Genomic DNA, 15,245 nt, shown 5'->3' on the forward strand with positions numbered 1-15,245 from the left:
CCTCTGATTACGGCAGTTCGAAACCGAGGGCGTCGGCCGCCGCCCTCGGCGTCGGTGCGCTCCACAGCGCGGCGACCGCCTCGTTGGTCGACAGGGAGCGCGGCTCGGCGCGGTCCAGGTAGAGCGTGCCGTCCAGGTGGTCCGTCTCGTGCTGCACGATGCGGGCGGGCCACCCGGTGAACACCTCGTCCAGGGCGCGCCCCTGCTCGTCCTCGGCGCGCAACCGCACCTCGGCGTGCCGGGCGACCACCGCCTGCCAGCCCGGCACGCTCAGGCAGCCCTCGAAAAACGCGGCACGGGCGGTGCCGACGGGCTCGTAGACGGGGTTGACCAGGACACGGAAGGGCTGCGGCACCCGGCCCCGGGCCACCGCGACCTCCTCGGGCACCGGCGCCGGATCCTCCATGACCGCGATCCTGAGCGGCACGCCGACCTGCGGTGCGGCGAGGCCCACGCCGGGCGCGGCGTGCATGGTGACGCGCAGGGCCTCCACGAAACGGGCCAGCAGGGCGGGGCCGAGCTGACCCTCGTACGGCTCGGTGCCGCGCCGCAGCACCGGCTGCCCGGCGGCGACGATGGGCAAGGGGCCGCCGGCGGCGAGGAGTTCCTCGACCCGCTCGGCGAGCGGCGCGTGATCACGGAGAGGGGCCATCGCGCCAGCATGCCACGCCGGCCGGCCACCGACGGGGGGCACCCTGGTCGTGCCGCCGTGAAGTAGCGTGGTTCGACACGCCGGCGTCGACTCCGGCGTCCAGGAGATGAACAGGGCCACTCGCGAGGGGGAACGGCACATGGCGCGGGAAGGCGGCCGGGCCCGGCGGCGCGGCCAGGGCGAGCTGGAGGGCCAGGTCCTCGGTGCGCTGCGCGAGGCGGACGGCCCGGTCACCGCCGCCTGGGTGCAGCAGCGCCTCGGCGGCGACCTCGCCTACACCACCGTCGTCACCATCCTGACCCGGCTGCTGGCCAAGGACGTCGTCTCCCGCGAACGCAAGGGCCGTTCCTTCGTATGGACGCCGACCGCCGACGTGGCCCGTCTCGCCGCCCTGCGCATGCGCCGCCTGCTGGACGGCGAACGGGACCGCGAGGCGGTCCTCGCCAGCTTCGTCACCGCCCTGCCGCCCGGTGACGAGCAGGTCCTGCGCGCCCTGCTCGACGCCGCGGACAGCGGTCTGCCGCGGTCCACGGACACGGGGGAGGGCGGTAGGGAAGACTGACGGCCCATGGGGGTCTTCGTCTTCCTGCCGCTGGTGCTGCCGCTGTCCGCCTGGCCGGTCGCCCGGCTCGCCGGGACACGTCTGCATCCGCGTACCGCGACCCGGCTGCTGACGGCGTTCGCGGTGGTCATGGCCGGGTGCAGCACGCTCTGCCTGGCCCTGCTCATGGTCGTCGGGACCGCCCGACTGCCCGGCAGCCCCCTCCCGGACGACTGGTCCGACCCGCGGGTACGGGCCGCCGTACCGTACGACGGGGTGGCCGGCCGGGCCGCGGTCCCGGCGCTCGCCCTGGTCGCCGCCGCCTGCGCCCGTACCCTCCTGCGGCACCGCCGGGTCACCCGCCGCGCCCGCCGGGCCCTCGCCCCGCTGCCCGGCCGGACGGTCGCCGTCCTGCCCGACAGCACGCCGTACGCCTATGCCCTTCCCGGCGGCCGGGGCCGGATCGTCGTCACCACCGCGCTGCTGGCCGGGCTCGCCCCCGCCGAGCGGCGCGCCCTGTTCGCCCACGAACGCGCTCATCTGGCGGCCCGCCACCACCGCCATCTGCTCGCCGCGCACCTCGCCGCGCGTGCCAACCCGTTCCTGCGGCCGCTGCGCACGGCCGTCGTCTACACGGCCGAGCGCTGGGCGGACGAGGAGGCGGCCCGGACGGTCGGCGACCGGCGCACCGTCGCCCGCGCCATCGGCAGGGCGGCGCTGCTCCCCGCTGGCACGCCCGCGCCCACCCTGGCCGCGCTCGCGGCCACCGGGCCCGTGCCGCGCCGGGTGGCCGCGCTGCTGGCGCCCGTGCCCGCGGCCCGTACCTGGCCGTCGGCCCGCACCTCGGTGGGCCTGGCCGCCTGGGCGGCCACCGCCGGGGCACTGGTGTCCGCGATGTCCTCGGCGAACTCCGCCGTCACCCTGTACCTGCTCCTGCACACGCCGGCCCCGCTCTGACCCGGAGGACGGAGATGACGTTCTCGGTGTGGTCCCTGACCCCGGACACCTGGCCCGACTTCGCCCGACTGGTGGCGGAGCACGACGGGGTGTGGGGCGGCTGCTGGTGCATGGCGTTCCACGAGGAGGGCGTGGGCCGCACCAGCACGCCCGAGCAGAACCGGGCGGAGAAGGAGACGCGGGTCCGCGAGGGCAGGGCGCACGCGGCCCTGGTGTACGACGGCCCCGACTGCGTCGGCTGGTGCCAGTTCGGGCCGCCCGCCGAACTGCCCCGGATCAAACACCGCCGCGCCTACGAGTCGGCCGCCCCGACCCCGCCCGAGTGGCGGATCACCTGCTTCTTCGTGCACCGCGCCCGGCGCCGCTCGGGTGTGGCGTCGGCCGCGCTCGACGGCGCCCTGCGCGAGATCGCCCGGCTCGGCGGCGGCACGGTGGAGAGCTACCCGCAGGACACCGAGGGCACCCGGGTGTCCGCGTCCTTCCTGCACAACGGCACCCTCGCGCTGTTCGAGAGCAGGGGCTTCAACCGCACCCGGCGGCTGGGCAAGAACCACTGGGTGGTGACACGCACGGTACGTCCGTCCCCCTGAGGCACGCCGAGGGCCCGGTCCCCGCCGGGAACCGGGCCCTCCTTCCGCGGCTGTGCGCCGCGGCTCACTCCTGCGGGAAGTCGCCCGCGAGCGCCGAGGCGATCCGCAGATGCCGCTCCGCCTCCTCGTGCCGGGCCTGCCGCTGGAGCGTCCGGCCCAGCATCAGCCGGGCGTAGTGCTCCACCGGGTCACGCTCGACGACGATCCGCAACTCGGCTTCCGCGCGGCGCAGTTGGGCCGAGTGGTAGTAGGCGCGGGCCAGCAGCAGCCGGGGTCCGGTCTGCTCCGGCACCTCCTCGACCAGCCCGGTCAGCACCCGCGCCGCGCCCGCGTAGTCCTTGGCGTCGAAGAACTGCTGCGCACGCTCCCAGCGCTCGGCCGGTGTGCCGTGGTCGTAGTACATGGTCTCCACTTGCGTCTCCACTCGTGACCTCCTTCGACGGCCACAACGGAACGCAGTTGTTCAATATTCCACTAACGATGCCGGGGATGGCGGCTCTCATCCCGCCGGGCCTCCACGGCGGCCAGTTCCGCGTTGGCGCGCTCGGTGATCAGGGTCAGCACCCGGCCGGTCACGGCGCGGTCCTCCTCGGAGATGCCGGCGTAGATCCGGGCCGTCACCGGTGCCGTCTCGGCCGAGGCCTTGGCGTACAACTCCCGCCCGGCGTCGGTGATGTCCAGGCGGGACGCCTCCGTGGTGACGAGCAGCCCGGCCGCGACCAGCTCGTCGATCGTCTTGTGAGCGTCCGCCGCGTCGACCTTCAGCGCACCGGTCACGCCGTCGACCAGAGCGAGGCGCTCGACCGGGCCGTCCGCGACGGCGGCGAGCCGCAGGGTGACGTTCTGCTGGAAGGTGGTGCCGTAGGAGGCCAGCACGCGCTCCAGGACGGCACGAGCGGCGTAGTGGGCGAGGGCGATGGTGCGCGGGTCGACCAGGGGTGCGCTGGTGGTCATGACTGCTCCGTCTCGTGATCGGTGGTGTCGAACGGGTCAAGCGGCGCGTCGAGCAGGATCGTCAGCTCCCGGGTGAACTCCCGTGCCCGCGGGCTGCCGAGGCCGCCGAGCGGTGCCAGTAGCTGCCGCAGCAGTCCCTGGACGACGTCGATCGCCTTCCGGGTGACCTCGCGTCCCTGCTCGGTGAGTTCCAGCTGCACGGCACGCGGGTCGCCCGGGTCCCGGGTCCGCTGGAGCAGGCCGGCCGACTCCAGACCGCGGGCCAGCTTGGAGACGTACAGCGCCTCCAGGCCGGTGTGATCGGCGAGCCGCCGCTGGCTGGGGCGCAGACCGGAGCGGTGCATGCCGTACAGCGACGCCACCAGGGCGTACTGCGCGTGGGTCAGTCCCAGCGGGGCCACGGCGCGGTCCACCGCGACCCGCCACTTCATGGACAACCGCCACACCAGGAAACCGGGCGTGGCTCCTTCGGAAGCCTTGCTCATGGCAGATACCGTACATGGCTACTATGTACATGGCTACTATTTTCCGAAGGCTGCCTGCCTGCCTGCGGCGAGCGGGTCAGGATGCCGGTGCCGAGCTGGTGGCGGCGGTCCGGATCCGGGCCAATCGCTGTTCCAGCCTCGTGCGGCAGTCGGGCCACTCCGTCGCGGTGATCGAGAAGATCGCGGAATCACGGAGCATGCCGTCCTCACCGGGTGCCCACGACCGGGACCAGTTCCGCAGCACTCCTTCGAACCGCGCCCCCACGCCCTCGATCGCCGCCCGTGAACGGCCGTTGCGCGCGTCCGTCTTCAAGTCCACGCGCGCGACGCCCCAGTTCTCGAAAGCGTGCCGGAACAACAGGAACTTGGCCTCGGTGTTCACTCCCGTGCCCTGTGCGGAGGCCGCCAGCCAGGTGTAGCCGACCTCGATGGCGCAGAGACCGTCGCCGTTCGGCCAGGGACGCGGATCCCAGTAGGCGGTGGCCCCGACGGCCCGTCCCGACGACTTCTCCACCTGCGCGTACGGGGCCAGCTTCCCGGCGGCGGCACGGGCGTGCTGCAGGTCGATGTACTCCTCGACCTCGGCCGCCCGCGGCACCCAGGTGAACCCATAGGCGCTCCGGTCCTCCTCGGCCGACGCGGCCAGGTCCGCGGCGTGGCGGTGGTCCAGGGGCTCCAGGCGGACGAGCGCTCCGTCGAGAACCGGGCCTTGCAGCGTGAATCCGGCGCGTTCGTGCGGCGGTGGTGGCGGGAGCGGGTGCGGCTCAGTCATCGGGGGCCACCTGCGTGGCGAGGAAGTCCAGCAGGGCGGTGTTGAAGGCCTCGGGCTGCTCGGCGCCGGGCAGATGCCCGGCCTTCTCGATGACGGTCATGGTCGCGTGGGGGACGAGGCGGTGCATCGCCTCGGCATCCGCGACGGGTGTGTAGACGTCGTCCGCGCCGACGACGATCAGGACCGGTTCCCGTACCCCGGCCAACGTGTCCCGGTAGTCGGGGCGTTCGGCCCGCCCGCGCAGTGCCGCCGCCGCGCCGCGGGGGTCGGTGGCGCGCATCATGTCCAGGACTCGCCCGGCGACATCCGGCATCGCGGTGACGTTGTACGGGGCCAGCATCTTGTCGATCACCTCCCCCGCGTAGCCCGCCATCCCCTCGGCGAGGAGCCGGTAGGCCAGCCGGTTGCGGAACTCCTTGCCCTCGTCGGTCTCGGCGGGCGCGGAGGTGTCGGACAGCACCAGGGCGCGCACCCGCTGCGGGTGACGGCGCTGGAACTCCATGGTGATCTGACCGCCCATGGACACACCGCCGACCACCGCTCGTCCGATGCCCAGGTGGTCGAGGAGCGCGGCGAGGTCGTCGGCGAAGTCGGAGAGGAAGACCTTTCCGGGGGTGACGCTGCTGCGGCCGTATCCCCGCAGGTCGGGGGTGACGACCCGGTATCCCGCCTCGGCCAGTGCCTCGGCCTGGGGTGTCCACAGCGTGCGGTCGAAGGGGTGCCCGTGGATCAGAAGCACCGGCAGCCCGGCCGAGGGCCCGAGGTCGTCGTAGTGGATGGTGGCGCCACGCAGAGCTACGGCGTTGATGTCAGGCACACGGACTCCATGATCGGCGGATCGGCTGCGCGCAGCGTAAACCCTGCCCCCAGGGGCAAGGTCAACTCCCGCCCCCAGACGGCTGTCCGTGGCCTGCGATGCGAACGGCTCGCCCGCAATCGCTCCTCGGCACCGGGTCGTACGAGACGCCTCGTTCGGCGGAGGATGGGGCCGGGTTGTTCGCCGCCGCCGATGTCGTCGCCACCGTGGTGACCGGCTTGGGCGCGGCGTGCGTCGGGATGTCGTCGCGGAGGCGCTGTGGACATGAATCAGCCGGTGTCCGAAAAGCGGGAGACGGGCCAGCCGTCGGCGGGGATGGGGCCGTGGCGGTTCGTGGTCTGGTTCGGCACGGTCAGCCTGCTCGCGGACTTCGTGTACGAGGGCGCCCGCTCGGTCACCGGCCCGCTGCTCGCCTCGCTGGGAGCGTCCGCCCTCGTCGTCGGCATGGTCACCGGCGCCGGTGAGGCGGCGGCGCTGGGGTTGCGGCTGGTCTCGGGTCCGCTGGCCGACCGTACTCGCCGTTTCTGGGGGCTGGCGATCGCCGGGTACGCCCTGACGGTCGTCTCGGTGCCGCTGCTGGGTGTCGCGGGGGTGCTGTGGGCCGCGTGCACGCTGGTGATCGCCGAGCGGGTCGGCAAGGCCGTGCGCTCGCCCGCCAAGGACACGCTGCTCTCGCACGCCACCGCCGCCACCGGGCGGGGCCGCGGCTTCGCCGTCCACGAGGCGATGGACCAGATCGGCGCTCTCGTCGGCCCGCTGCTGGTGGCCGGGGTGCTCGCGCTGACCGGGAACGACTACGGCCCCGCGCTCGGTGTGCTCGCCGTCCCCGGCGTCGCCGTCCTGCTGCTTCTGTTCCGGCTGCGGGCCCGGATGCCGGACCCGGAAGCCTACGAACGCGAGGTGACGGCCGCGGCACCCACGACACCGCACGGGCCGGACGGGCGCCTGCCGAGGGCGTTCTGGACCTACGCCGGGTTCACGGCGGCCACCACCACCGGGTTCGCCACCTTCGGCGTGCTCTCCTACCACCTGGTCCAGCGCCATCTGCTGTCCGCCGCGTGGGTGCCGGTGCTGTACGCGGCGGCGATGGCCGTGGACGCGGTCGCGGCGCTGGCCACGGGCCGGCTGTACGACCGGCACGGCCCACGCGTGCTGATCGCCCTGCCCGTTCTCACGGCGGCCGTGGTGGCCCTGGCGTTCACCGACACGGTCGCCGTCGCGGTGGCCGGGTCGCTGGTGTGGGGCGCGGCCCTGGGCATCCAGGAGTCGACCCTGCGCGCGACGGTCGCGGACCTGGTGCCCAGCGGGCGGCGGGCGACCGCGTACGGCCTGTTCGCCGGCGTGGTCGGCGCGGCGAGTCTGGCCGGCGGCGCGCTCACGGGCGGCCTGTACGGCTACTCGATCCCCGTGCTGATCGCGGTGGTTGTCGCCGTCCAGGTGCTGGCCGCGGTGCTGCTGCTGGTCACCGGGACGAATCGCCGCTGAGGCAAAGGCGCGGCGGGCCCCTTCCCGTGGGACCGGTTCGGGAAGCGGTCGGTCATCTCCTCGCAGCGGCCGGTGAGTTGGTCGCTGGGAGCAGGGTCTCGACCGCCGTCGAGCAGCGACAGGCCGCTCTTGTCGCTCAGCCGCGTCGGATGGTGCTCTGTTGCCGCCCCGGCCGTCCGGCAGGAGACTGCTGGTATCCGGCGATGGGGCTCGCCGCCAACCGCACCGACGCGGTGCCGATGGCCTCTACCCGCTGACCACGCTCACGTCCGAGGAGGTCAGGGCCATGCCCCGGATCACCGTCGACATCGACGCCACCGCTTCCTCCACCATCCGCACGTCCGACGACGGCGCCTCCGGCCGCCTCACCTCCACGGGCTGGCCGGTCGGACACGGACGAGTTCCCGACACCCTCGACGACGACGGCCTGCCCCTGGACGCCCTGGTGCTGATGCCCGAACCCGCCCTGGCCGGCACCACCGTGCCCGCCTGGCCGCTGGGCGTCCTGCACCGCATCGGTGCGCAGTCCGCGCCCGCCGCCCCGGTGCTGCTGTGCGTGGCCGAGGATCCTTCCTTCATCGACCTCGTCGACACCGACGACCTGCCCCGCTGGCACGCGGAGGCCGACGCCTGGGCCGCGGTTCTGGCGCGCCTGCAGCGCCGGGCCGCCGGCCAGGTCACCTACTGCGGCACCCGCACCGAGGCCGAGCATCTGGTCAGCGACGCCCATCACGCCTACGAGCGGCTCACGGGATGCCTCGATTGACGGCTCACGGAACACCCGCCGCGTAGGCGATCGCGTCCGTCGGCCGGCCCGGAGCGCGGCGACGGCTCGCCGAAGTCGCCCTGTTGCGCGGACACAGACCGGCAACGGGTCCGTCAAGATTCACCCAAGCGCTGCACAGGAAACCCTTAGGTGAGGCTCACCTAACCTATGCTCACGTGGTCCCCAGGCAGCCCGCCCCCACCAGGCCGCCACCAGAGCACGACCCGGAGTTCTCCCCATGTCCAGCGCCAACATCGCCCTGCTCGGCGCCATCGCGGGCTTCACCATCTACCTCGGCCTCCCGCTCGGCCGGCTGCGCACACCGACGCCCCGCCTCAGGGCCGGGCTGAACGCCGTCGCCATCGGCATCCTCGTCTTCCTCGTCTGGGACGTCCTCACCCACGCCTGGGAACCGGTCGACGAAGCGCTGAGCGACCACCACTGGGCGACGGTCGCCTCCGGCGGACTCGTCCTCGCCGCCGGACTCGCGGTCGGCCTCGCCGGACTCGTGTACTACGACGCCTGGACCGCCCGCCGCCGAGCCGCCGCCGGGCGTCCCGCCGGTCCCGGCGCCGCCGTGGCGACGGAGCTGGCGCCGAAGGCCCGCAGCCAGGCGGCCTCCCTCGCCCTGATGATCGCGACCGGCATCGGCCTGCACAACTTCGCCGAGGGCCTGGCCATCGGCAACTCCGCCGCCAAGGGCGAACTCTCCCTCGCCGTGCTGCTCATCATCGGCTTCGGCCTGCACAACGCCACCGAGGGCTTCGGCATCGTCGCCCCGCTCGCCGCCGAGGGCGAACGCCCCTCCTGGGCCGCCCTCTTCCGGCTCGGCCTGATCGGCGGCGGACCCACCTTCCTCGGCACCCTCGTCGGTCAGCACCTCGTCAACGACACGCTCTCCATCGCGTTCCTGGGTCTGGCCGCCGGCTCCATCCTCTACGTGGTCATCGAACTCCTCGCGGTGGCCCGCAAGGCCAACCTGAAGACGCTCACCACCTGGTGCGTCCTCCTCGGTCTGCTCCTCGGCTTCGCCACGGACGCGGTGGTGACCGCGGCCGGAGCCTGAGCGCTCCCCGCCCCTCCGGCGGCCGTCGGACCGCGCCCTCGGCTTCCATGGCCGGTGCGCCTTCCTGGCGGGGTGTCAGTCGTGCGGCGGCAGGTGGCCGATCTGGTGGTCGGCGATGCTCAGCGCCTCGTCGACCAGGCGGCGCAGATGTCCGTGCCGCAGGGCGTACACGACCCGGCGCCCCTCCTTCCGGGTGGTCACGAGCCCGGCCAGGCGCAGCCGGGCCAGATGCTGGCTGACCGACGTCCGGGTGGCGTCGGTCGCCCCGGTCAACGTCGTGACGTCGGCCTCCCCCTCGCCGAGCCGCCGCAGCAGAGCCAGCCGGGTGCGGTCGGCGAGCAGGCCGAGTACCTCCACGGCGACCGCGAGGCGTTCGCCCTCGTCTGTCTGTTGCGAGGGGTGTGCACCTGATAGATGCATGCGTGCGTTCATACGCACATAATGAGGGGGCAGCAGTACCGGCGTCCACCTTCGGCCGCCCGCCCGCCGTCGTCCGCGAAAGGCGCACCGTGAACGAGCAGTCCCACACCCACGAGCCGCACGGGCACCACCACGATGGTCACGGTCACGTCCACGGCCATGACCGCCCGCACGGAGGCGGGCGTTGGCCGAAGGTGCGCCACCAGCTCGCTCACCTGGTCACTCCGCACAGCCACGAGGCGCTGGACAAGATCGACTCCGCGATGGAGACCTCCCGCGAGGGGATGCGTACGCTGTGGCTGTCGCTCGCCGTCCTCGGGGCGACCACCGTGGTCCAGGCGATGATCGTGGCGGTGTCCGGGTCGGTCGCGCTGCTGGGCGACACCATCCACAACGCGGCCGACGCGCTCACCGCCGTACCGCTCGGCATCGCGTTCGCCCTCGGGCGCCGGGCCGCCAACCGCCGTTACACCTACGGATACGGCCGCGCCGAGGACCTGGCCGGCATCGCCATCGTGCTGACCATCGCGTCCTCCTCCGCGCTGGCCGCCTACGAGGCCGTCGACCGCCTGCTGCACCCTCGCGACGTCAGCCATCTGTGGGCCGTCGCCCTCGCCGCGCTGGCCGGCTTCATCGGCAACGAATGGGTGGCCCGCTTCCGCATCCGCACCGGCCGCAAGATCGGCTCCGCCGCGCTGGTCGCCGACGGCCTGCACGCCCGCACCGACGGCTTCACCTCCCTGGCCGTCCTGCTCGGCGCCGGCGGCGCCGCCCTCGGCTTTCGCTGGGCCGACCCGGTCGTCGGGCTGCTGATCACCGCCGCGATCCTCATGGTGCTCAAGGACGCCGCCCGCGAGGTCTACCGGCGCCTGATGGACTCCGTCGACCCCGCCCTGGTCGACCGTGCCGAGCGGGCCCTGCGCACCGTCGAGGGCATCGAGCACGTCGGCTCGGTGCGGATGCGCTGGATCGGCCACTCCCTGCGCGCCGAGACCGACATCGTCGTCGACCCGCGGCTGAGCGTCGCCCGGGCCCACGCCATCGCGGTCGAAGCCGAACACGCCCTGATCCATGCGGTGCCCCGGCTGACCGCCGCCACCGTACACACCGATCCGCACCCCACCCCCGGCATCGGCGACCCGCACGCGGCCCTCAGCCACCACGCCGCCCGATGACCCCCTCCCGGCACCACTGACCGGCTACGGCCACGCCGATGGAGTGCCGCGTGCTCAGCCCACTGTCCTGAGGCCCGCGCCCGGCGGTGTGGTCGAGGTGAGCCAGGCGATGACCCGGCTGACGTCGGAGCTGGTGACGATGCCGACGACGCGGCCGTCCACCAGCACCAGGGCGCGGCGGGCGGGACTGGCGTCCAAGGCCGGCAGGAGTTGGGCCAAGGGGTCGTCGGGGCCGGCGGTGGGGATGTCGCCGAGGGGCACCATCACGGCGTCGAGCGAGGTCGAGTCGCGGTCTTCCACCGGTACTTGTCCGGCCTGCCGCACGCTGACCAGCCCCACGGGGCGCCCCGCCGGATCCGTGACCGGGAAGGCCGAGTGCCGATAGCGCCACGGCGGACTGCCGAGGAACTCCCGGACGGTCGTTCCGGCCGCGGCGGTGACCGGATCCGCGCTCATCGCCTGCCGGACCGGCACCGAGCGCAGCAGTTCACGAAGTTTTGCCTGGCTGCCCTCCATCGTCGCCATGGCCACCATGAACCAGCCGATGAGCAGCAGCCACAGGCCGCCCGCGAACCCACCGGCCAGGGCCTCGTACACGCCGATCGCGACCAGGATCCAGCCCAGCGCGCGTCCGGCGCCGGTGGCGACCTCGGTGGCGCGCAGCCGGTTGCCGGTGCGCCACCACACCAGCGCGCGCAGCAGTCGCCCTCCGTCCAGAGGTGCGGCGGGCAGCACGTTGAACAGGGCCAGCAGGATGTTGATGCCCGCGAGCCAGGCCAGCGCCTTCACCAGCAGCCCCGGGCTGTGCAGCGCGTGCGTCCACCACGTCAGCAGGGCGAAGAGCCCGCCCAGCAGCAGGCTCACCAGCGGCCCGATGCCAGCGATGCGCAGTTCCGCCGTCGGGGTGGGCGCCTCGTTGTGCAGACGTGCGGCCCCGCCCAGCAGCCACAGCGTGATCTCGTCGGCGCCGACGCCGCTGCGGCGGGCCACCATGACGTGGCTGATCTCGTGGGCCAGCAGGGCCAGCAGGAACACCACGGCCGTAGCCAGGGCCGTCAGCCAGTACGCCCAGGCCGGACTGCCCGGGTGGGCGCGGGGCAGGCGCCCCTGCGCCAGCCCTGCGGCGATCAGCGCGAAGACGACCAGCACGCTCCAGTGCACGCCGACGCGGACGCCCGCAACACGGCCCAGCGAGAATGTCGCGCCCACGGCCGGCACCTCCTTCGTCGCGACGCACGGGTACCCCCGGCGCGGCACTGCGTATCCGAGCGCGGCGTCACCGGGGGGTTTTCGGCGAGGAGCCCGGCCGGGACCGCAGTCAGGGGGAACGGGCGGGCTGACCCCGCGGTCCCGTCACACACTGTCCTTGCGTTCGACGACAAGGATGCGAGCCTCCGGCCTGGGGTGGGCCACGTGGGCGTCGCCGGGCTCGACGCAGCACACGCGGCCGGGCACCAGTCGCTCGACGCGTTCGACACCGTCCACGCGGTAGTGCATGTCGACGGCGCCGTCGAGGACCACGAAGACCTCGGGCCCGTCGTTGACGTGCCAGACGTACGGCTGGTCGGTCCAGTGCAGACGGACCGTCGCCGTGTCGAATTCCGCCAGGTCCAGCGCACCCCAGGGGCGGTCGGCGGTGTGGGATGCGGCGTCGAGGAAACGCATCGGGTGTGCTCCTGAACGAGAGATTCGTGGCTGCCGCGGGCCTGTCCCGCGACCGCTTCACCCTCTCCCGGCATCGGACCCGAGACCAGTGGCAGCAATGCCCATGTTCGTAAGATTGCTGCCATGCATCATGTGGTGGCGCTCGCCCTCCCGCGCGTGGTCGCCTTCGACCTCGCCATACCCGCGCAGATCTTCGGCGATCCGGGCGGGCCGGGGGCCTATCGGTTCACGCTGTGCGCCGCCGCGGCCGGACCCGTGCCGACCACCACGGGCTTCGACCTCGTGGCGCCCCGCGGCCTCGACGCGCTCGGCGAGGCCGAAACCGTGGTCGTCCCCGGCTACCAGCCGCTGACCCCGCCCGAGCCGCCCGTCCTCGACGCCCTGCGCGCCGCGGCGGCCTGCGGTGCGCGCATGGTTTCCGTCTGTACCGGCGCCTTCGCGCTCGCCGCGGCCGGGTTGCTCGACGGCCGACGTGCCACGACGCACTGGATGGACGCGGACGAACTCGCCCGTCGTCACCCGCAGGTCGACGTGGACGCCGACCTGCACTACACCGCCCGGGAGCCCGTCCTGACCAGCGCCGGATTCGCCGCGGGGATCGACCTGTGCCTGCATCTGGTGCGCGAGGACCATGGCGCCCAGGTCGCGGCGGACCTCGCCCGCCGGCTCGTCGTGCCCGCCCACCGGGACGGCGGACAGGCCCAGTACCTGACCCGCGCCATGCCCACCGAGGGCACCGGCATGGCGTCCGTGTACGCCTGGGCCCTCCAGCACCTCGACCAGCCGCTGACGGTCGCCGATCTGGCCCGGCAGGCCGCCGTCTCCCCCCGCACCTTCGCCCGCCGCTTCGTCGCCGAGACCGGCACGACACCCCTGCGGTGGCTCAACGCGCAGCGCCTGCAGGAAGCCCGCCGCCTGCTGGAAGCCACCGACCTCACCGTCGAGGAAGTAGCCCGCCGCTGCGGTCTGGGCACCGCGACGAACCTCCGGCTCCACCTCGCCAGGGACGCCGCCACCACTCCCACCGGCTACCGGCGCACCTTCCGTGCCCGCACCACACCGCCCCCGGCATGACCGTCGCCTGTCGTTGCCGAGTCCGGGGCACACACTCAGCCGGCGAAGAACGCAGCAGCTCCCGGAGTACCACCTCCGGTTGCTCCTCCGGCAGAAGGTGCCCGCATTCGGCCACGGCCCGGCCGAGTACCGCGGATCGGGCCGCCCGTCGGGGTGAGCGGGGTACGCGGACAGGTGCGGGTGTTCGGTGATGAGGGCATGCCAGGCGTCCACCAGCGCCTCGGCCTGGGGGGAGGGGGCTTCGGCCGCCAGGCGCAGGTAGTGGTCGTCCTCCTCGGTCAGGCCCGCGGTCCCGCGCAGTTCGGGCGAGTGCGGCGAGGGATCCGGGGGAACGGGCCGCCTCGTCGGCGCCGTAGGCGGAGCCGGCCGGGTCGGGCATGGCGCTCCTTCACTGGTCCGTTCCGCCCTCCGCTCGTCGTCGGCGCATCCGCCGCGTCTTTGTCTCCCGAGGAAGCAGGTCACCGGGCAGCAGACGGAGCGCGAGGACGGCGGCGACGACGTAGAGCAGTGCCGAGCCCAGGGCGACGGTGTGGAAGCCGTGCACGAAGTGCGCGCCGCCGCCGGGCCGGCCGGCGACGGCACCGGCCACCGCGATGCCGATCGCGCCGCCGGCCTGGCGTGCGGTGTTGTTGACGGCCGAGGCGAGCCCGGAGCGTTCGCCGGGTACGGCGGCGATCGCCGCGGCGACGACGGCGGGGGTCAGCAGGCCAAGCCCGATGCCCCACAGCAGGAACGCGGGCAGCATGGCGCCGTAGCCCGACGACGGCGTCACCCCGGTCAGCAGAACCAGGCCCGCCGCGGCGAGGAGCAGTCCGGCACCCGCCGGCAGACGGGACCCGATCCTGCTGGTCAGCCGCCCGCCGAACGGCGCCAGCACGGCCAGCGGCGCGAACAGCGGAACGATCGCCAGCCCCGCTTCCAGCGGTGGGCGATGCTGGAGCGACTGCAGGAACAGCATCAGGACGAACAGCGTGCCGAGGGTGCACATGTTCATCGTCCCGGCCGCCGTGTTCGCCACACTGAATCCCGCGCGCCGGAACAGCGTCAGCGGCAGCATGGCCTCGTCCCCGCGGCGCCGCTCGACGAGGACCAGCGCGACGAGCGCCGCCAGGGCCACCACCGCGGTCGCGACGACCGCCGCCGATCCGGCGCCGTAGCGCCCGCCCTGGATGAACGCGAACGTCGTCGCCAGCAACAGCAGGCTCCCCACCAGCAAGCCGGGCACATCCAGCCCCCTGGCCTGCGGCTCCCGGCTCTCCCGGACGATCGCCCCGGCCCCGGCCAGGGCCAACAGCACGATCGGCACGTTGAGGAGGAAGATCGCACGCCAGCCGAAGCCGTCGACCAGCGCCCCGCCCACCAGCGGCCCCGCGGGCAGGGCCAGGCTGCCTATGCCCGCCCACACGCCGATCGCCTTCGCCTGCCCGGCCCCTTCGGGGAAGGCGTCACTGATGATCGCCAGCGTGCCGGGCAGCAACAGCGCGGCTCCGATGCCCTGGACGACGCGGGCGGCGACCAGCACCGCGACGCCGGGGGCGAGGCCACAGGCGAGCGAGCCCGCCCCGAAAACGACCAGCCCGATCAGCACGATGCGTTTGTGGCCGTGCAGATCGCCCAGCGTGCCGGCGGTCAGCATCAGCGACGCCAGCGCCAGCGCATAGCCGTCGACCACCCACTGCAGTCCGCTCACGTCGGCGCCGAGCCCGGAACCGATGCGCGGCAGCGCGACGTTCACCGGGTTCCTCCGAGGATGCCCCGGCCTTCGGGCCGGGGAGGAATCGGACTCCTACGGGGCAGGGCAGGGATGGCCGGATCGCCGTCAGGGC

At 73.6% G+C, this 15,245-nt stretch carries 18 protein-coding genes, 1 pseudogene and 1 riboswitch; of the genes and pseudogenes, 9 read left to right on the plus strand and 10 right to left on the minus strand.

Going from position 1 to position 15,245, the window contains the following annotated elements; translation table 11 throughout:
* Window positions 1-7 precede the first annotated feature (7 nt).
* Entirely contained in the window at window positions 8-652 is a 645-nt protein-coding gene (locus tag ACIBJF_RS21735) for a peptide deformylase (RefSeq protein WP_399175814.1), read from the minus strand.
* Window positions 653-791: 139 nt separating this feature from the next.
* Between ACIBJF_RS21735 and ACIBJF_RS21740 the strand changes: the two genes are divergently transcribed.
* Genes ACIBJF_RS21740 through ACIBJF_RS21750 form a run of 3 tightly spaced genes read left to right on the plus strand, consistent with a single transcriptional unit; the run spans window position 792 to window position 2,740 of the window.
* Entirely contained in the window at window positions 792-1,214 is a 423-nt protein-coding gene (locus ACIBJF_RS21740) for a BlaI/MecI/CopY family transcriptional regulator (protein WP_399175840.1), read from the plus strand.
* A 6-nt stretch (window positions 1,215-1,220) separates the two neighbouring features.
* Complete coding sequence (locus ACIBJF_RS21745; protein WP_399175816.1) at window positions 1,221-2,150, plus strand: M48 family metalloprotease; 930 nt, start codon at window positions 1,221-1,223, stop codon at window positions 2,148-2,150.
* Between the two features lie 14 nt (window positions 2,151-2,164).
* The gene (locus ACIBJF_RS21750) at window positions 2,165-2,740 is read left to right on the plus strand and encodes a GNAT family N-acetyltransferase (RefSeq protein ID WP_399175817.1); all 576 of its coding nucleotides are present in this window, start codon (window positions 2,165-2,167) and stop codon (window positions 2,738-2,740) included.
* A 64-nt stretch (window positions 2,741-2,804) separates the two neighbouring features.
* Here ACIBJF_RS21750 and ACIBJF_RS21755 read toward each other — a convergent pair whose 3' ends face one another.
* The 5 genes from ACIBJF_RS21755 to ACIBJF_RS21775 all read right to left on the minus strand — a co-directional run bounded on the left by ACIBJF_RS21755 (window position 2,805) and on the right by ACIBJF_RS21775 (window position 5,759).
* On the minus strand, window positions 2,805-3,152 hold the full coding sequence (locus tag ACIBJF_RS21755) for a tetratricopeptide repeat protein (RefSeq protein WP_399175842.1): 348 nt from the start codon (window positions 3,150-3,152) through the stop codon (window positions 2,805-2,807).
* Window positions 3,153-3,214: 62 nt separating this feature from the next.
* A complete protein-coding gene (locus ACIBJF_RS21760; protein ID WP_399175819.1) occupies window positions 3,215-3,694 on the minus strand; it encodes a MarR family transcriptional regulator in 480 nt (159 codons plus the stop codon).
* On the minus strand, window positions 3,691-4,179 hold the full coding sequence (locus ACIBJF_RS21765) for a MarR family winged helix-turn-helix transcriptional regulator (RefSeq protein ID WP_399175820.1): 489 nt from the start codon (window positions 4,177-4,179) through the stop codon (window positions 3,691-3,693). Before ACIBJF_RS21765 ends, ACIBJF_RS21760 begins: the two co-directional genes overlap by 4 nt.
* A 76-nt stretch (window positions 4,180-4,255) precedes the next feature.
* Complete coding sequence (locus ACIBJF_RS21770) at window positions 4,256-4,951, minus strand: GNAT family N-acetyltransferase (protein ID WP_399175822.1); 696 nt, start codon at window positions 4,949-4,951, stop codon at window positions 4,256-4,258.
* Entirely contained in the window at window positions 4,944-5,759 is an 816-nt protein-coding gene (locus ACIBJF_RS21775; protein ID WP_399175844.1) for an alpha/beta fold hydrolase, read from the minus strand. The genes ACIBJF_RS21770 and ACIBJF_RS21775 overlap by 8 nt, the downstream gene beginning before the upstream one ends.
* A 125-nt stretch (window positions 5,760-5,884) precedes the next feature.
* On the opposite strand from ACIBJF_RS21775, the pseudogene ACIBJF_RS21780 reads away from it, so the two are divergent.
* The 4 genes and pseudogenes from ACIBJF_RS21780 to ACIBJF_RS21795 all read left to right on the plus strand — a co-directional run.
* A pseudogene (locus ACIBJF_RS21780) lies at window positions 5,885-6,036 on the plus strand (fluoride efflux transporter CrcB); the annotation flags it as partial.
* Complete coding sequence (locus ACIBJF_RS21785; protein WP_399175824.1) at window positions 6,033-7,253, plus strand: MFS transporter; 1,221 nt, start codon at window positions 6,033-6,035, stop codon at window positions 7,251-7,253. The pseudogene ACIBJF_RS21780 and the gene ACIBJF_RS21785, both read left to right, overlap by 4 nt.
* A 190-nt stretch (window positions 7,254-7,443) precedes the next feature.
* Window positions 7,444-7,509, plus strand: a riboswitch (Fluoride riboswitch).
* A 30-nt stretch (window positions 7,510-7,539) separates the two neighbouring features.
* The gene (locus ACIBJF_RS21790; RefSeq protein ID WP_399175825.1) at window positions 7,540-8,019 is read left to right on the plus strand and encodes an inorganic diphosphatase; all 480 of its coding nucleotides are present in this window, start codon (window positions 7,540-7,542) and stop codon (window positions 8,017-8,019) included.
* Between the two features lie 238 nt (window positions 8,020-8,257).
* A complete protein-coding gene (locus ACIBJF_RS21795) occupies window positions 8,258-9,085 on the plus strand; it encodes a ZIP family metal transporter (protein ID WP_399175826.1) in 828 nt (275 codons plus the stop codon).
* A 75-nt stretch (window positions 9,086-9,160) separates the two neighbouring features.
* Here ACIBJF_RS21795 and ACIBJF_RS21800 read toward each other — a convergent pair whose 3' ends face one another.
* Window positions 9,161-9,505 (minus strand): ArsR/SmtB family transcription factor, encoded by a 345-nt coding sequence (locus tag ACIBJF_RS21800; RefSeq protein ID WP_399175827.1) that lies wholly within the window; start codon window positions 9,503-9,505, stop codon window positions 9,161-9,163.
* Window positions 9,506-9,594: 89 nt separating this feature from the next.
* Between ACIBJF_RS21800 and ACIBJF_RS21805 the strand changes: the two genes are divergently transcribed.
* Window positions 9,595-10,680 (plus strand): cation diffusion facilitator family transporter, encoded by a 1,086-nt coding sequence (locus ACIBJF_RS21805; protein ID WP_399175829.1) that lies wholly within the window; start codon window positions 9,595-9,597, stop codon window positions 10,678-10,680.
* A gap of 54 nt (window positions 10,681-10,734) precedes the next feature.
* Here ACIBJF_RS21805 and ACIBJF_RS21810 read toward each other — a convergent pair whose 3' ends face one another.
* Together ACIBJF_RS21810 and ACIBJF_RS21815 are read right to left on the minus strand one after the other, a co-directional pair.
* Window positions 10,735-11,889 carry a site-2 protease family protein gene (locus ACIBJF_RS21810; RefSeq protein ID WP_399175831.1) on the minus strand — a complete coding sequence of 385 codons (1,155 nt, stop codon included), beginning with the start codon at window positions 11,887-11,889 and terminating at the stop codon, window positions 10,735-10,737.
* Between the two features lie 144 nt (window positions 11,890-12,033).
* On the minus strand, window positions 12,034-12,345 hold the full coding sequence (locus ACIBJF_RS21815; protein WP_399175832.1) for a hypothetical protein: 312 nt from the start codon (window positions 12,343-12,345) through the stop codon (window positions 12,034-12,036).
* A gap of 123 nt (window positions 12,346-12,468) precedes the next feature.
* Here ACIBJF_RS21815 and ACIBJF_RS21820 point away from each other — a divergent pair, with 123 nt between their 5' ends.
* A complete protein-coding gene (locus tag ACIBJF_RS21820; RefSeq protein WP_399175833.1) occupies window positions 12,469-13,419 on the plus strand; it encodes a GlxA family transcriptional regulator in 951 nt (316 codons plus the stop codon).
* A 388-nt stretch (window positions 13,420-13,807) separates the two neighbouring features.
* On the opposite strand, the gene ACIBJF_RS21825 is transcribed toward ACIBJF_RS21820, so the two are convergent.
* Entirely contained in the window at window positions 13,808-15,154 is a 1,347-nt protein-coding gene (locus ACIBJF_RS21825; protein ID WP_399175834.1) for an MFS transporter, read from the minus strand.
* Window positions 15,155-15,245: the final 91 nt, after the last annotated feature.

The sequence above is a fragment of the Streptomyces sp. NPDC050743 genome (assembly GCF_044456925.1).
Taxonomy (GTDB): domain Bacteria; phylum Actinomycetota; class Actinomycetes; order Streptomycetales; family Streptomycetaceae; genus Streptomyces.

Coding starts and splice junctions, on each gene's coding strand:
- ACIBJF_RS21785 (WP_399175824.1), top strand. CDS start 6,033: ATGAATCAGCCGGTGTCCGAAAAGCGGGAGACGGGCCAGCCGTCGGCG.
- ACIBJF_RS21760 (WP_399175819.1), bottom strand. CDS start 3,694: ATGACCACCAGCGCACCCCTGGTCGACCCGCGCACCATCGCCCTCGCC.
- ACIBJF_RS21820 (WP_399175833.1), top strand. CDS start 12,469: ATGCATCATGTGGTGGCGCTCGCCCTCCCGCGCGTGGTCGCCTTCGAC.
- ACIBJF_RS21800 (WP_399175827.1), bottom strand. CDS start 9,505: ATGCATCTATCAGGTGCACACCCCTCGCAACAGACAGACGAGGGCGAA.
- ACIBJF_RS21740 (WP_399175840.1), top strand. CDS start 792: ATGGCGCGGGAAGGCGGCCGGGCCCGGCGGCGCGGCCAGGGCGAGCTG.
- ACIBJF_RS21750 (WP_399175817.1), top strand. CDS start 2,165: ATGACGTTCTCGGTGTGGTCCCTGACCCCGGACACCTGGCCCGACTTC.
- ACIBJF_RS21745 (WP_399175816.1), top strand. CDS start 1,221: ATGGGGGTCTTCGTCTTCCTGCCGCTGGTGCTGCCGCTGTCCGCCTGG.
- ACIBJF_RS21735 (WP_399175814.1), bottom strand. CDS start 652: ATGGCCCCTCTCCGTGATCACGCGCCGCTCGCCGAGCGGGTCGAGGAA.
- ACIBJF_RS21770 (WP_399175822.1), bottom strand. CDS start 4,951: ATGACTGAGCCGCACCCGCTCCCGCCACCACCGCCGCACGAACGCGCC.
- ACIBJF_RS21790 (WP_399175825.1), top strand. CDS start 7,540: ATGCCCCGGATCACCGTCGACATCGACGCCACCGCTTCCTCCACCATC.
- ACIBJF_RS21765 (WP_399175820.1), bottom strand. CDS start 4,179: ATGAGCAAGGCTTCCGAAGGAGCCACGCCCGGTTTCCTGGTGTGGCGG.
- ACIBJF_RS21795 (WP_399175826.1), top strand. CDS start 8,258: ATGTCCAGCGCCAACATCGCCCTGCTCGGCGCCATCGCGGGCTTCACC.
- ACIBJF_RS21815 (WP_399175832.1), bottom strand. CDS start 12,345: ATGCGTTTCCTCGACGCCGCATCCCACACCGCCGACCGCCCCTGGGGT.